General features: G+C 39.1%; 12 protein-coding genes. All 12 read left to right on the top strand.

The window, feature by feature from the left end; translation table 11 throughout:
• The first annotated feature begins 6 nt into the window (after positions 1-6).
• The 12 genes from J1905_RS01595 to J1905_RS01540 all read left to right on the top strand — a co-directional run bounded on the left by J1905_RS01595 (position 7) and on the right by J1905_RS01540 (position 17010).
• Entirely contained in the window at positions 7-3165 is a 3159-nt protein-coding gene (locus J1905_RS01595) for a SusC/RagA family TonB-linked outer membrane protein (RefSeq protein ID WP_214225430.1), read from the top strand.
• Between the two features lie 12 nt (positions 3166-3177).
• Complete coding sequence (locus tag J1905_RS01590) at positions 3178-5073, top strand: RagB/SusD family nutrient uptake outer membrane protein (protein WP_214225429.1); 1896 nt, start codon at positions 3178-3180, stop codon at positions 5071-5073.
• A 44-nt stretch (positions 5074-5117) separates the two neighbouring features.
• Positions 5118-5810, top strand: coding sequence for a DUF3823 domain-containing protein (locus tag J1905_RS01585; RefSeq protein WP_214225428.1), 693 nt, complete (start codon positions 5118-5120; stop codon positions 5808-5810).
• A gap of 5 nt (positions 5811-5815) precedes the next feature.
• Positions 5816-7714: a GxGYxYP domain-containing protein gene (locus tag J1905_RS01580; protein ID WP_214225427.1), complete on the top strand. Its 1899-nt coding sequence runs from the start codon at positions 5816-5818 to the stop codon at positions 7712-7714.
• Positions 7715-7744: 30 nt separating this feature from the next.
• Positions 7745-9502: a GxGYxYP domain-containing protein gene (locus J1905_RS01575; protein WP_214225426.1), complete on the top strand. Its 1758-nt coding sequence runs from the start codon at positions 7745-7747 to the stop codon at positions 9500-9502.
• 56 nt (positions 9503-9558) lie between these two features.
• A complete protein-coding gene (locus J1905_RS01570) occupies positions 9559-10410 on the top strand; it encodes a class I fructose-bisphosphate aldolase (RefSeq protein ID WP_214225425.1) in 852 nt (283 codons plus the stop codon).
• Positions 10411-10428: 18 nt separating this feature from the next.
• Positions 10429-11577, top strand: coding sequence for a Gfo/Idh/MocA family protein (locus J1905_RS01565; RefSeq protein WP_214225424.1), 1149 nt, complete (start codon positions 10429-10431; stop codon positions 11575-11577).
• On the top strand, positions 11574-12146 hold the full coding sequence (locus J1905_RS01560; protein WP_214225423.1) for a D-lyxose/D-mannose family sugar isomerase: 573 nt from the start codon (positions 11574-11576) through the stop codon (positions 12144-12146). Before J1905_RS01565 ends, J1905_RS01560 begins: the two co-directional genes overlap by 4 nt.
• Before the next feature lie 2 nt (positions 12147-12148).
• Positions 12149-13174 (top strand): carbohydrate kinase family protein, encoded by a 1026-nt coding sequence (locus tag J1905_RS01555; protein WP_214225422.1) that lies wholly within the window; start codon positions 12149-12151, stop codon positions 13172-13174.
• Entirely contained in the window at positions 13171-16041 is a 2871-nt protein-coding gene (locus J1905_RS01550) for an FAD-binding and (Fe-S)-binding domain-containing protein (RefSeq protein WP_250317960.1), read from the top strand. Before J1905_RS01555 ends, J1905_RS01550 begins: the two co-directional genes overlap by 4 nt.
• 123 nt (positions 16042-16164) lie before the next feature.
• Positions 16165-16563 (top strand): HYC_CC_PP family protein, encoded by a 399-nt coding sequence (locus tag J1905_RS01545; protein ID WP_214225421.1) that lies wholly within the window; start codon positions 16165-16167, stop codon positions 16561-16563.
• Positions 16564-16665: 102 nt separating this feature from the next.
• Positions 16666-17010, top strand: a complete 345-nt coding sequence (locus tag J1905_RS01540) for a heavy-metal-associated domain-containing protein (protein ID WP_214225420.1) — start codon at positions 16666-16668, stop codon at positions 17008-17010.
• The last annotated feature ends 3 nt before the right edge of the window (positions 17011-17013 follow it).

Here is a 17013-nt window from a genome sequence, read left to right as displayed (position 1 = left end):
TAAACAATGAGAAAAAAAAATGTAACACGTAATCATTATTATGCTTTGAAAAGGTTAATAGCGATTGTCTTGCTTTTGACATCCATTTATATCCCAGGAGGGTATGCAGAAATGACTTTAAGTCAGGATGAAATAATGGTAAGTGGGGTGGTTAAGTCCGGTTCAGGAATGGCTTTACCCGGAGTCTCTGTTAGGTTGAAATCAAATTCTTCCAAGTTAACGATAACCAATAATATCGGGGCTTTCAGTATTCAGGCTCAAAGTACTGATAGTCTGGTTTTTTCCTATGTCGGATTTGTGTCGAAAACGGTAGCAATAAATGGGATTAAAGTCCATAATGTTCAACTGGAATCTGAAGGTAATCAGATGGAGGAGGTCGTGGTGGTTGGATATGGCACCCAAAAGAAGGTTAACCTGACGGGAGCTATTAGTAATATTGATGGGAAAGCTATTCAAACTACTACGCATACCAGTTTGGCACAGAAGCTGCAAGGAAAAATAGCAGGCCTACAAATACGCCAGAATACCGGCGGGCCAGGTGACTTTGATGCAATGATCAACATCAGGGGGTTTGGATCACCTTTGTATGTTATTGATGGTATAGCGCGCGATGGAGGTAGTGAATTTCAGCGAATCAACCCAGAAGATATTGAAAGTATATCCGTGCTTAAAGATGCGTCTGCAGCTATATATGGATTGAATGCTGCAAATGGTGTAATCATAGTAACCACAAAAAAAGGAAAGAAGGGAAAGCCACAGTTTAAATACAATGCGGTTGTAGGAGTACAATCGCCAACTGGTATGCCCGAAATGGCTACTGCTGCTCAGTGGATGGAAATGCGGAATGAAGCTGATATTAACATCGGCAAGAGTCCTTATATCTCTAAGGAAGAACTTCTCAAATATCAACAGGGCATTCCTGGGTATGAAAGTATCAACTGGTATGATGAAACCATGAAAAAATATGCGGGTCAGCAGCAACATACAATCTCTGCCCAGGGAGGTTCTGATGCCATCAACTACTTTACCAGCTTTGGCTATCAAACAGATAATGGGCTTTTAAAGAGCAATGCGCTTAACTACGAAAAGTATACTTTCAGGACCAATCTAACCGCCAATCTAGCTAAAGATCTTACAGCAGAGATACAGCTTTCTGGACGATATGATAAAAAAAATGCCCCAGGCGAAAGTTTTTTTGAAATCTTAAGGGGTACTGTATCCAGTCTGCCAAACCATAGACCCTATGCAAATGACAACCCCGAATACCCGGCATTGGTAACAGATGGGCAGAGTAAAAATCCTCTTGCACTTTCTGATCGCAACCGTACCGGTTATGCCGAAGATGTAAACAAATTTTTTCAATCTTCTGTAGCTTTGACTTATAATATGCCTTTTTTAGAAGGTTTAAGAGTTAAAGGACTTGCTTCTTTTGACGGTAATAATTATTTGGGAAAGAATCTGGCAAAAAGTTATCAGCTATTTAATTACGATGCTGCAACCGATAAATATATAGCTACAGATTTGCGGAACCCTACTTCTATTCATAATGGATATATAGATAATAACCGTGTAAGCCTTCAGGCACATTTGCTTTATGATAAGGTTATTGCAACTGATCATAAACTAGGTATAACGTTAGTTTATGAACAAAGAAGTGGTTGGGATCGAAATGCATCGTTACGAAGAGAGTACCAGTTTTATACCAATGATCAGATAGATATGGCCGGTTTGAATAACCAACAAACAAGTGGTATTGAACATCAGTTTGGAAGTAAATCTTTTATTGGACGTACTACATATAATTATAAAGAGAAATATCTTTTTGAATTGGCTGCTAGATACGATGGCTCTTATAGGTATCATCCTGATAGGAGATGGGGGCTATTTCCAGTGGCTTCTGTTGGATGGCGCATATCCGAAGAATCTTTTATAAAAGAAAAGGCTCCTTTTATATATAATCTTAAGCTTAGGGCATCTTATGGTCTTGTTGGTCAGGATGCTGGCAATCCTTTTCAATATGTGGCTGGATTCTCTACTACTGGTGGTGGTGGTTATGAATTTAATGATGGAAGTTATAGTTCTGGTGCATCAGCACCAGGGATTGTTAATGAAAACCTTACATGGTTTAAGTCGAATATTAAAAACGTAGGTTTAGATCTGGGTTTTTTCGAAGGAAAACTTAGTATGGAAATTGATGCTTATCAGAGAGATAGAACCGGGCTGCTTGCATATAGAAATGTATCCTTACCCAACACCTTTGGGGGCTCTTTGCCGCAAGAAAATCTTAATAGCGATCGCGTTCGCGGGTTAGAATTCACGATCAATCACAGACAGACATTGGGTGATTTTAGTTATAGTCTTAGCGGAAATTTCAATTTTGCAAGAACGATGAATGTTTATGTTGAAAGAGGGCCTTTTTTAAATAGTATGGATAAGTGGAGAAATGGTTCTGCCAACCGTTGGAATGATATTGTATGGATGTATGATGTAGAAGGTCAGTTTCAAAGTCAGGATGAATTGGTCTCTTCCCCTATCCAAAATGGAGACCTTGGCAATAGCCGTGAACTCGTTGGTGATTTTAAATATAGAGATGCAAACGGGGATGGACTGATTGATGGAAATGATGCACTTCCTTCAGCATGGGGCGGAAATCCCAAAATGCATTACGGACTAACGTTAAATGCTTCCTGGAAAGGTTTTGATCTGAATGCCTTATTTCAGGGATCTGGAAATTATTCAGTGAGATTTACCCATGCTTACGCAACAATGTTTTGGGGGCAGGGTAATGAGCCTGCTTATTTCTATGACAGGTGGCATAAAGCCGATGCATATAATCCAGACAGTGAATGGATACCAGGAAAATGGCCTGCAGCACGTCTTGAGCAGGATATTGGTGCTTTGTATTCCGAAAGTTCTGTTTGGAGGAAGGACGCATCGTATGTGCGGTTGAAAAGTCTGGAATTAGGATATTCATTTTCAGGTAAGTTGATGCAATCTTTGAAAATCAGCGGACTAAGGATATATCTCAATGCCTATAATCTATTTACAATCACCGATCCGTTCGTTAGGCCTTTTGATCCTGAACAGATAGAAGGTGCATATAATGCCGGATGGGTTTATCCGGTAAGCAAGAGTTACAATATAGGGGTAAACGTAAATTTTTAACAGCTTACAATTATGAGAACAATCAAAAATATAGTAATGTTTATAGGTATTGTATGCTTTGTATTTGGATGCAAGAACGTATTGGATTTGAAACCATTGGATAAATTAGATAGCAAAACGCTATTCTCCAGTCCAGAAGGTATAAAAGTCTATATGGCAAATTTGTACAGCCAGTTACCTATTGAAGATTTTGCTTTTGGCAGAAACGGATTTAATTCGGCAAATATAAATACCATTGGTATTGCTCCCGCTACTCAAACTGATGAAGCAGCCAATTCAGAGTATAGCCATTTGGTAGATGGTGGAGGTAATTATCCCTGGTGGGATCAGGGCTATAAGCTAATCAGAGATGTTAATCTTTTAATAGAAACCATTCCAACGCTTAATCTTAATGAAAAGGATAAGTCAGAAATTGCTGGAGAGGCAGCATTTATACGTGCTTATACTTATTTCGCACTGGTAAAAAGATACGGTGGTGTGCCGTTGATTACCAATACACAAAAGTATAATGGAGAAGTGGAAAGCCTCAAGGTACCACGTAGTACTGAAAAGGAAATCTGGGACTTTGTACTTGATGAGTGTGATCTTGCTGCAGAGAACTTGCCAGAGACACGTACAACAGATAAAAGGAGGGCAACAAAATGGGGTGCTTATGCACTTAAGTCTCGTGCAGCTCTTCATGCAGCATCAATAGCAAAATATTGGTCAAAAGCACCGCTTTCAGGTACAGCTGTAACTCAGAAGCTGGTAGGTATTGATGCTGCTGAAGCGGATAGCTATTATCAGGAATGTATTAAAGCTTCTGAAGCGATTATGAATTCAGGTCAGTTTTCGTTATACAAGCCCAGTCCTGCTACTGTAGCGGAAGCTATCGAAAATTACAGGGCACTTTTTGAAAACCCAAATGCCGCACCTGAAGAGGCAATTTTTGTTAAAGGTTTTACAAACCCAGGGTCTTCCGGGCATAGTACCGACTTTTGGTTCAATCCAAACCAGACTTCTGACGGCTCACCGCACCCAGGTAGAATGAACCCTACATTGGCGCTGGTCGATTTGTATGAAAGTTATAGTAATCCAGGTGTGAGTGCACCAGTAGTTACTACCAATGATGGAAATGTTAATGATTACAATGGTTTTGATAAGAATAAATCATATAAGACCTTTAATACACCCTACGATATTTTTAAAGATAAAGATGCTCGTTTATGGGCAACAGCTATACTGCCGGGTACGGAATGGAAAGGGAAAACGATCATTATACAAGGGGGATATATCCAACCAGATGGAACTGCGAAAATTGAAACCGATGAATCTATTGTTGTAAACGGCATAAAATATTATACTTACGGTGCTGCAGAATGGCCTCAGTATTCGGGGTTTGCTGTTCAGGCCGGAAATATGACCAGAACAGGATTCAGTTTTAAAAAATTTCTTTCAAAAAATGCTGTGCCACCTAATTTAGGTGCCTCAACAAATGATTGGATGGATTTTCGTTATGCTGAAATATTGCTTAATTATGCAGAGGCTGTCATAGAAAGTAATTATACAGCTGACAATGCGCAACTAAAAGCAGCCGATGCTATAAATGTTATTCGCCGGAGAGCAGGCCACAAACAGAACATACCATTGTCTCTGACAAATGTATTGCGTGAAAGGAGAGTCGAACTGGCTTTTGAAAACAAAAGATATTGGGACCTGGTCAGAAGAAGAGATTATCATGTTCTCTTTAATAATACAGTTCGGAAAGCTTTGGTTCCTCTTCTTGACTTAAGAGAAAACCCAGTCAAATATATCTTTGTCCGAAGAAACTTGTCTAGAGAAGCACCGTTAACCTTTCCGGTCAACTTTTATTATGTATCTATCCCTGGCATTGGGGCGAATGGATTAGTTCAAAACCCTCAATATTAAGACCAATTTTTATTCTTTTAAAAAATATTTAACAAGGAGTTATAATGAAAATAAGAAAAATTTACTTGGCTGTAATGATAATTACAACTGTATTGTTAGCTTCCTGCGAGCTCGATAATTATGATGGCCCAAATGCTGAATTGTCGGGGAGCATAATCGATATAGGAACAAAAGAACTCGTACAACAAGATATCATAAGAGGTACTACTTTAAAAATTATCGAACATGGCTATGATCCGGTTTCGCCGCAATATTTAAGAGCAACAAACAATGGTACTTATGCCGATAAGATGTTATTTGCAAATACGTATACGATACAACCTGATCAGAGAAATTTTGTGCAGATTCCCGAACAGGTAATAAAAATTACAGGCAAAACAGTGCTCGATTTTTTAGTGGTTCCCTACATTAGGGTTAAAGACCTCAGCATTGTTAAAAACGGAACAAAAGTTAAAGCCACTTTTAAATTGCAGCAAAATGTGCCTAATAATGTAACTAAAATAGGATTGTATGCCAGCTCAGAACCAATCGTTGGTGAGCCCATAAGAACTGTTGCAACTGAGTTGGATGTTAATACTGTAGTTGATGAAAATCAGGTTTTTGTATTGGAAATTGATCTGGCTGCAAATAGTTCTTTGTTAAAGCCCGGAAAACCATACTTTTTCAGAGTAGGTGCACTGATTAATTTACCTGAAGCAAAATTTAATTATGCTGCGGCAGTAAAATTAGATATTTAACTATTATGAAGAAATTTTTGATCAGTATCCTAATCTTAGCAAGTACAACTGCACTATCAAGGGAAAATAAGCTGCCGCCCATCACATTGTTTGATCTGGGGTATACGCTGAAACTGGATGTGAAGAAAGCCTCAAATATTCAGATGATTTGGGATCATACCCATACATTGGCTACCCTGCAGGGTATTGTAAACAGGTCTTCTCCTCGTTTATACTTCTTTTATATTGAAAATGATGGTGTAAATATAGATCGCTATTGGTGGAATAAATACAGAAAGGAGGAGAAGTGGCTTCACGGCGCGGATACAGTTCTTTATACTGATATTGTTAAATTGACAACAGCTTTTATTTCTGATATCAAAGGAGCAGTGGTATATGATCCCAAAGTGCCTTCAACAAGTAATGTGGCATCTTCCGTAGCCGGAGCTGATGGTCTTATTGCAATCAGGTATGATATAAGTCCCGGTAGCCTGTATAGTAAACTCATCCTGAACGGCCCCAAAATTCCCGTAAAAAAATGGTTGCTAAAACAAAATGGTACCTCATTATTTACTGGTATTGGTACCATTCCAAGTACAAAAAGGAAATCAAGTGGATCCGCAAAGAACGATGCCTATCTATGGTTTATTGAAAACTATGTAAAAACAGGACGTTGTAATACTGCTCATGGTGCTTATTATATTGACCAGCGATGGATGGAGAATCCCAGAGCTACACGCATAAACCATCATACGCTTTCTAATCACGATTTTTTTGTGAGTAGAAATGCCTTCTTTTTCGACCTGAGTCCATGGGGAGATGAGAAAGCAACAGATGATGCCAGTCAGCAAAAAGGAGAAGATCTAAAAACGCTGAAAGAATACCTTTTGCAAGCGTATCAGCATAATGACAATGGTAATAAATTTACATATCTCGGGGGTTTCCCTCCCTGGGCATTTAAATATACCCGTCATGCCGGTGGAAAACATGAAGATGTGGAGACAGAATGGGAATATTCAAGGGTTATCAGCGCATACAACGCCTTTAAAGATGCTGATGCAATAGGATTCGGAGCGTTGGCAAATGCCTCTTTTTGGCAGCATTACCCGCTTCAAAAGACCTATAAGCAACGATGGGTAGGTCACGATGAATTAAAGCAAAAAGGGTACTTGAGTAAGGATGGGAAATTGCAGATCAAGGGTAAAAACTTTTTCGTTTTCTATGTTGGTGATTATGATGCGTCTTCATGGTTGTCTCAAACAACTCCTACTATTTGGGATGATCCCAATAGAGGAAAGGTTCCTTTAATGTGGAGTATAAGCCCGGTATTAGCTGAAAGAGTGCCAATGGCGATGGAATACCGGAGAGAAACGGCAACACCTAATGATTATTTTGCTGCTGCTGATAATGGTGCAGGATATCTTATGCCCGGCATGTTGCAGGCACCCAGACCTATATCGGATTTGCCGGATGGACTTGATTCATGGGCACAGCACAACCTGCCTTATTATAAGCAATGGGGATTAACCATAACGGGGTTTATTATAGATGGAGAAGCACCTGGGCTTAATCAAAAAGGATTGGATAGCTATGCCAGGTTTAGTCCCAATGGAATCGTGCCACAAAAAGTTCCGTTAACACTCTTACATGGGGATATGCCCGTTCTACGTTCCGTTTGGGATGTAAATGAAGATAGCCCCGCCGCTGCTGCAAAAACTATTGCAGATCAGGTAAATAAACGGAATATACCTTTTCACTGGTTTCGCAACATCCTGAAATCCCCTACATGGTATGTTAAAGTTGTTGAAGAATTAAAAAAATCAAACCCTGATATAGAATTACTTGATGCCCCATCATTTTTTGAATTGTACCGAATCTATTTAAAAGAAAATAAAGATGCGGCAGAAGGTAAACTACCCAATTAGTGAATTTTATTGTTGTATAAACATTAAATTATGAAAATTAACCACAGAATTTGCAATCTCGTTAAATATGTAGTCCCTGTTTTGTTAATATTTATAGCTATAGGTTCGGACGCAAAAATCGCAACAGAATCAAATCTGCTCTATACTTATAAGCTTTCAAAAGAGGCTTCAAAAACTTCTTATGATGAAACAATGCTGGTTGCGTGCATTCAAGGTATAGTAAACAGAAAAGAACCGAGTTTATATGTTTTGTCTGACAGCTATAAAAGACCAGAATACTGGCTTGATATTTTTTCAGCTGAAAATGGATGGCTTGCAGGTAGGAAAACCCGGGATATAGCAGATTTGGATGCTTTGGTTAAGTTTGCAGGTAAACGTATAAAGGGCGTAATTATTTGGGATCCCCAGGTGCCGGCTTCAATAAATGTAGCAACTACTATTGCCGGTATTGAAGATGGAATTGTTCTTAGCCCTGAATTTGCAGAGAAATATCAGTCAAAATGGAATATGCCCATCATCAAAGATCTCCGGGGAATGTTTACAGGGAAAGAAACGGGGAGTAAAAAAAATGATGCTTACCGATGGGCTGTACGTGAGTATCTTAATAAAGGGTTATGCTCCAGTCATTTGCTGTGCTTGTACGAAGATAGTTTTACTACACGATCTAAAGGAGATGTGGGATATGTAATCACAAGAGATTGGGCCGTAAAGAACCGTTCGTTTGTTTACGATTTGTCGCCTTGGGGGGATGAGATCCCATCAGATGATCCTGGCCAAAAGATGGGTACAGATCTTAAAACCTATAAAGTAATGTTAAAGGAAATTTTAAAACAAACTGCAGGGAAAAAGATGACCGAAGTTGCCGGTTTCTTCGCGTTTTCTAAATACAGCAATGTTCCTGGCAACAAAAGTAAACATGAGCCGGTTCCTACAGAATGGGAAACTGTTCATATAATTTCTCCATATAATTGTTATCAAAATACGGTTGCTAGTAGCTGTTATAACCAATCTGTTCACAGTCAGGCGCCATTTACGGCTGTAAAGCAGGAAAAACCTGCTGTTTTTCATAAGCCAGAGAATAAAACCTATATCTGTATTCTGATGGCCGATTATGACTCTGCAACTCCTCTTTATGATTTTATGCCAAAGCATTGGGACGATAAAAGAAGAGGCACTATTCCACTTCTTTGGGGAATTAACCCGAATTTGGTTGAAACATTCCCAGATATTATACAGCATATTTATAGGTCAAAATCAAAAAATGACTACTTCGCTGCTGATGCCAGTGCTGCGGGATATATGAACCCTAATCAAATCAAAAAAAAATATCTTCCACTTTTTATAGGACACAATAAACGATTTTATGAAAAACTTGATATGACGCTCTCGCCGATGGTTCTTGATTTTGATGAGCCAACTGCGGATGTGAAAGATGCTTTTACTCAATTTTCTCCAGACGGGTTCGCTACCATTGTAATAGATATGCATAAAGATGGAGGTAAGCTGCCTAAACCACAGGTATGGAAAGGTATGCCCGTTATGGAATTAATTAATTCTGCATGTAATTTTTCAAATGAAGAACAAACAGCTAAGGAAATGTCTGATGCGATCCCGGTTTCGTCGGGGACAAATAAACCGGGATTCCATTTTTTCAGGATTGTATGGACCAGTCCAGGTCAGGTAATTGATGCAATTGAGGTTCTTAAAAAGAAACGCCCTGATTTAGATATTGAAGTAACAGATCCGTATCTGTTCTTTAATATGTTCAAAAATCATTATTCAAATTAGTTTTTAATTTATTTACTTGTGTATACAAGTTGTAGAAAAAATGATACCTTTAACGTATGAAAACTTACAAATTAAATAGACTGTTTAATAGCAAATCGGGCAACTGTTTCGACGTTGCCATTGACCACGGCTTTTTTAACGAATACCCTTTTTTAAGCGGAATAGAAAATATACAGAAGGCAGTAGAGGTTCTGGTTCAAGCAGCTCCAGATGCCATACAGCTAACAATAGGACAAGCTCAGTATTTGCAATCCATACCTGGTAGAGAAAAACCTTCATTGGTTTTAAGAACCGATGTTGCTAATGTTTATGGAAAAGAACTTCCTCGTACTTTATTCAGCAGGATGATAGAAAATCCGGTTGAACAGGCAGTACGACTAGATGCTACCTGCGTAGTTGTTAATCTTTTCAGTATCCCCGGAGAGCCCGAAGTAACTGATCAGTGTATCCAGAATATTTTAAAGATAAAACCGGTTTGTGAGCAGTATGCTATGCCATTAATGATTGAGCCATTGGTGTTCAGGCCGAATAGTGAAGCAGGGGGGTATATGGTAAATGGTGATCCGGAAAAGATTATTCCATTGGTGAGACAAGGTGTGGAATTAGGCGCTGATATTATTAAGGCTGATCCTACAGACGATATTTATCAGTATCATAGAATAGTGGAAATTGCCGGAAACATTCCTGTTCTGGTAAGAGGTGGAGGGAAAGCTACGGATGAAGAAATTCTGGAAAGAACTTTTGGATTGATGCAGCAAGGAGTAAAAGGAATTGTGTATGGGAGAAATGTGATACAACATGCAAATCCAGCAGGTATGACTAAAGCATTAATGGCTATTGTACATGAAGGAGCTCGTCCTGTTGATGTCATGCACCTGATAAAAGCAACAGATTTAATCGCTCAATAATTAAACAACCAAATATAAATGAAGAAAGTAAATATAGGGATAATCGGTGGTGGACTAATGGGGAAGGAGGCCGCCAGTGCCTTTGGAAGATGGTTTGCATTAAACGATTTTCCGGTTCAGGTAGCTTTAACAGCTGTTTGTGATTTGAATCCTGAGGTACTCTCATGGTATGAGGCAGTTCCTTCAGTAGAATTGATCACAACGGATTATAAGGAATTACTTGCACATCCATCGGTAGATGTGGTTTATGTAGCTTTACCGCATAACTTGCATCAAAAATACTATCTGGAAGTACTTGAAGCAGGTAAAGATCTTTTGGGCGAAAAACCTTTTGGAATAGACTTACAAGCCGCTTTAGAGATAAAAGAGGCGGCAGATAGATTAGGTCGTTTTGTACGTTGTAGCTCGGAAATGCCATTTTTGCCGGGCCCGCAAAGGGTTATTGAAGAAGTGATTTCTGGCAGACTCGGACAAATCATAGAAATTAAAGCAGGCTTTTTGCATTCAAGTGACCTGGATCCTAATAAGCCAATCAACTGGAAAAGACAAACGCAGTTTTGTGGCGAAATAGGAGTAATGGGCGACTTGGGTATGCATGTGTTACATGTACCTTTAAGGCTGGGATGGAAGCCGAAACGCTTATATGCCCAACTGCAAAAGATCATAACGGAAAGACCTGATGGAAAGGGTGGAAGAGCAGTATGCGATACATGGAACAATGCTATTTTAAATACTCAGGTTGAGATAGGTGCTGAAGAAGTACCTATGACGCTGGAAATGAAACGCATTGCTCCTGGAGAGACAAATACATGGTATATTGAAGTGTTGGGTACAAAAGGAGGGGTTAAATATAGTACCAAGGATACAAAAGCACTGTGGACATTCTCTTGCGAAAAGGAACAATTATGGCAAAGAACAGACCTAGGTTTTAAAGGAATGCCTTTTTCAACTATAACCGGGGGGATTTTTGAACCCGGATTCCCGGATTGCTTTATGCAGATGCTTGCTGCATATGTTGCTGAGAGAGCCGGCGTTTTAAATGATAGATTTGGTTGTGTAATGCCTCAGGAAGCAGTAGATAGTCATTATGTATTTAATGCAGCATTGAAATCTTTTGCCAAACATACTGTAGAAAATGTTTATTATCATCAGAACCAAACCGTATGAAAAGATCAGAGATAAACAGCATAATTTCGACAGCAACAACGTGTTTTAATGAAAATGGCTGGACACTTCCGCCTGCCCCAAAATGGGATGTTACCGACTTCGGTCTTAATGATTTTTTCAAATCTGGGCTGGTTCTTGTGAATCTGGCCGAGGAACAAGAATATTGTGAAAAGCTGATGTATGCAGTCAAAAATCAGGTTACACCATCTCATACCCATAAAAAAAAGAAGGAAGATATTATTTGCAGGTCGGGGGTGCTGATGGTGCAGCTTTGGGCCGATGATCCTTCTAAAACCATAATTCAGACTCAAATTAACACAAAGATAAACGGAGAATACACTGCGATAGTTTCGGGAGATAAGGTTACATTGAATGCCGGTGAACGTGTAACGATTGAGCCTGGTATCTGGCATCAGTTTTATCCTGCTTCCGAATCCTGTATTATTGGTGAGGTGTCAACCGCTAACGATGACCATAACGATAACTTTTTTTCAGACCAAAATATAGGCCGTTTCTCAGATATTGTTGAAGATGAAGTTGCGGCTGTAAAATTGATAAGCGACAAATAATCATGAAAAAGGGAATATTAGTTGGTGGAAACTGGATCATTGATCAGGTAAAAGTGATCGACGTTTTTCCGGAAGAAGAAAAACTGGTGAATATTTTAGAAGAGTATAGCAGCAATGGCGGATCAGCTTATAACGTATTAAAAGGGCTTGTGAAGCTAAAAGCAGATTTCCCTTTACAAGGTCTCGGTCTTGTTGGTGATGATGAGCGCGGCTCCGGCATTATCAGGGAATGTTTAAACCTTGGTATTGATACTACACATATCCGTAAAAAAGCGGGCACTTTCACCTCTTATACAGATGTGATGACTGTAAAATCAACCGGAAAGAGAACATTTTTTCATCAGCGGGGTGCAAATGCATTGCTGGGAACCGATGATTTCAATTTCGCTGTTTCTTCCGCGAAAATGTTCCATCTGGGCTATTTACTATTGCTAGATCAGCTCGACCTTATTGATGAAGATGGATTAACTGGAGCGTCTAAGGTTTTGAAACAGGCAAAGGAAAATGGATTTATTACTTCAGCGGATATTGTAAGTGAAAAATCGAACAGATTTAAAAAGGTGATAACACCTTCGCTACCTTACATAGACTATCTTTTTGTAAATGAATTTGAAGCGGGAATGATTACGGGAATAGAAACTATTTCTGATGTCGGAGCAACCTTGCTGGATAATTGTTATAAAGCTGCGGCTAAGATTATCGAAATGGGTGTAAATAAATGGGTAATTCTTCATTTTCCACTTGGAGCTATTGCGATTAATAAAGAGGGAAAACAGCTATTTCAGCATAGTATTAATTTGCCTTGTAATAAAATTGAGGGAGCTGTTGGCGCCGGCGATGCTTTTGCCGCCGGTGTACTGATGGGACTGCACAACGATCACGAAATGGAATACTGCCTTGAACTTGGCGTATGTGCTGCGGCGTCGAGTTTATTTGCTGCAACCTCTTCTGATAGTATAATGCAGGCTGAGGAATGTCTGTTGTTATCAAAAACTTACGGGTTCAGAACTGAGCCGGTTTACGTATGAAACAAGTAATGCATCAAGAAAAAATTGTGAAAGAACTGGAAGAAATCTTTCCTGAATCAAGAATAAAGGCAAGCTTAATAGACCTGGTGGCCTATGCTTCCGATGCGGGCTTCTATTACCTCAGGCCATTGGCTGTAGTATTACCTGTTTCAGAAGATGAGATTATTAATTTATTTGAATTTGCAAGAAAAAGGCACGTTCCGCTAGTTTTTCGTGCAGCTGGAACAAGTTTATCAGGACAGTCAATTACGGATGGCATACTGGTAGATTTGAGCCAACACTGGGACCGGATAAAAGTTGAAGAAGAAGGAAGTTTAGTTCGGGTACAGCCTGGTGCTATTGGCGCCATGGTAAATACTCATCTTAAAAAGAATGCCAGAAAGATCGGCCCTGATCCTGCCAGTATCAACTCTGCAATGATGGGTGGTATTATTTCCAATAATGCAAGTGGGATGTGCTGTGGAGTATCCCATAATTCCTATCATACCATAAAATATATCAGGTTTATCTTGCCTGATGGTAAAGTTTATAGTACTGAGTGTCAGTTTGATTATATTCGTTTTAAACAGGAGTATGAAGCGCTTTATCTGCATTTGGCAGCAATCAGGACGGAGATTTTAAATCAACCGGAGGTTTTTGAAAGGATTAGAAAGAAATATCAAACTAAAAATACGGTAGGTTACGGTGTAAATGCATTTATTGATTACGAAGAACCTCTTGATATTCTGGCGCATTTGCTTGTAGGAGCAGAAGGTACACTCGCCTTTATTGCTGAAGCAGTAATGGAAACGATTCCGGATCATCCCGAAAAATCAACTACTATGTTGTATTTTCCCGATATCTATGCTGCCTGTAAAGCTATTATCCCTTTAAAGGAGTCGGGAGCAGCTGCAGTTGAATTAATGGACAGAGCTTCACTTCGGTCGGTAGAACATATAAAGGGAATGCCCGAAATTATTAAAACTTTACCAGAAACCGCTGCTGCTTTATTAGTTGAATATCAAGGTAAAGACCAAAGAGAACTGAAATTACAGATTGATGCTTTTTTGGCAACAGCTGATGAGCTAATGCTTTTAAATGTTCCTGAATTTACAACTGTTGTTGCGGAGCAGGCATTATTATGGAAAGTGCGCAAAGGTATGTTTCCGGCTGTAGGTGCGGTACGGGCTAGCGGCACTTCAGTCATCCTTGAAGATGTAGCTTTTCCTATTGTGCATCTTGCCGATGCCATAGCCGATTTGCAGGGACTTTTTAAAAAACATGGCTATAAACATGCTATAATTTTTGGGCATGCCAAGGATGGTAATATACATTTTGTAATTACACAGGCATTTGATACGGAGACCGAAATAACCCGTTATAATCTGTTTCTGAACGAAGTAGTTAATCTCGTGGTAGACAAGTATGATGGGGCTTTAAAAGCGGAGCACGGTACAGGACGTAATATGGCACCTTTTGTAGAAAAGGAGTGGGGAGCTGAAATATACCATATCATGAAGTCTATTAAAGAGATGGTAGACCCATATAACTTACTTAATCCCGGAGTCATTATCAATGCTGATCAGAATGCACACATTTCATATTTGAAGGAACTTCCAACAGTAGAAGAAGAGGTGGACAGGTGTATGGAATGTGGGTTTTGCGAGCATATGTGCCCCAGTAGAAATATTACGCTTACCCCGCGTAAACGAATTGTTGTCAGACGTGAACTTTTAAATCTTAGCAAAAACGGAAATAAAAAGGAGTACCAAACACTCTTAGCACAATATCAATATCAAGGATTGGATACCTGTGCTGTAGATGGTTTATGTGCCACTGCTTGTCCGGTTGATATCAATACAGGTGATCTGGTTAAACGCCTCAGAAAAGAAAATCACTCCGTTGGTGCCAATAAGTTAGCCATGTTGGTGGCCAAAAATTTCAAACTGGTATCTAAAATTGTGAAATTAGCTTTAATAAGTGGTGGTTTGTTGAACAAAGTCTTTGGCCCGCATACGATGTCGAAGCTAACCAAAACAATAAAAAAGCTATTTCCTTCTTTTCCATTGTGGTCTGCTCAATTAGCTGCTGGAAAGCCTTTAATTTTGTCTGATGAAAATTTTAAACATGAGCAGGAAGCAATTGTTTATTTTCCGGCATGCATTTCAAGAGTAATAGGAGATCCACAGAAAAATGACAAAGGTGTAATGCAAACATTGATTGATGTTTCGGCAAAAGCAAATATTCAAGTAATTCTTCCATCTGAAATAGAACGGCATTGCTGCGGACAGATTTTCTCTTCCAAAGGGTTTACAGCAGCTTTTGGTCATACCGCTAATGAAACTATTTCTAAATTATGGGAATCCACCAAGCGAGGACGCTTTCCCATAGTGCTTGACATTAGTTCCTGTACACAAACTCTTTTGAATTGTCGTAACTCATTAACGGCCGAAAACAAAATCAGATTTGATGCACTAAAAATTATCGATAGCATTGAGTACATCGCTGATTATGTCATACCAAAAGTTAAGATTTCGAAGAAAAAAGAAAACATTGTTTTGCATCCTGTATGTTCGATTCAGAAAATGGATGGCGTGCAACAAAAATTTAATAGCATTGCCAATCATTTTGCGGAACAGGTTACTCAACCATTATTTGCCGGATGCTGCGGCATGGCTGGCGACAGAGGCTTTCTTTATCCCGAACTTACAGCGGCGGCAACAAAAAAGGAAGTGGAAGAAGTTAAAGAAATCAAATATGATGGCTATTACTCCTCCTCCAAAACTTGTGAAATCGCATTGTCTGATGCAGTAGGACAGAACTATTATTCTATACTTCGTTTGGTTGATGAGTGTTCTAATTCTATTTTTGAAAAAAGCATTAATTAATTAATTATTGCAGATCAGATCGGCTCACCAACTTATGCTACACACTGTAATTAAATTGTGATATAAAAAAAGAACGGAATTATATAAATGTTTCTCCGTTCTTTTTTCAATCTTTGACCCATAATGAAAAGAACACTGCTCACCATACTTGCCATTTTCTACCTGGGTGTATCCAGTGGGGCAGCTGTGCACTTTCATTATTGCATGGACAAGCTGGTAAGCTGGAGCATGACAAAACAATCTGGCAAGCTATGTGATTTCTGTAAAATGCCTATGGCAGAATCTAAAAAGAAATCATGCTGTAAAGATGTTAAGCAACAAGTAAAGGTCGAGAGTTCTCAGAAAGTAAACCAAACGGTTTATAAATTCGATCAGTCATCTACGGCAATTATATTACCAGAATTATTCGTTAATTATCAGGCGCCAGTGCCTGTAAAAATAGTAAGGGAAGCATTAAGTAATGCCCCACCCGATGGACAAGCATTGCCTGTCTACCTAAAAAACTGTACCTACAGAATATAATACCCTCTTTCTTTTCTAATGCCTGGCACATTCGTGCCCTGGTTGCAACATTGTTGTAACCCCCAATTTTTATTTACATCATTTTCTTCAAAACTTATTAAGATGAACTCATTAAGATCTCTTTTGGTAGTCGGCTTGACTTTCCTTGGTAGTGCTGTATTCGCACAATCTAAAACTGAAAAAATCAATGTATCAGGAAACTGTGGAATGTGTAAAAAACGCATCGAAACTGCCCTAAAAGTTGAAGGTGTTAAAACTGCTGTATGGGATGTGAAATCGAAAGTATTAACCGTAAACTATGATAGTAAAAAGATTTCAAACGAAACCATTCAACAAAAAGTTGCCGCTGTAGGGCACGATACCCAAAAGGTAAAAGCCAAAGACGAAAACTATAGCAAACTACCTTCATGCTGCCAATACGATAAAGACAGTACAGACAAAAAATAACTA

It is taken from the genome of Pedobacter sp. B4-66 (assembly GCF_018492665.1).
In the GTDB taxonomy this organism is placed as follows: Bacteria; Bacteroidota; Bacteroidia; order Sphingobacteriales; family Sphingobacteriaceae; genus Pedobacter.
Note: the sequence above shows the minus strand (reverse complement) of the source record. Positions and strands in the feature narration are given on the sequence as shown.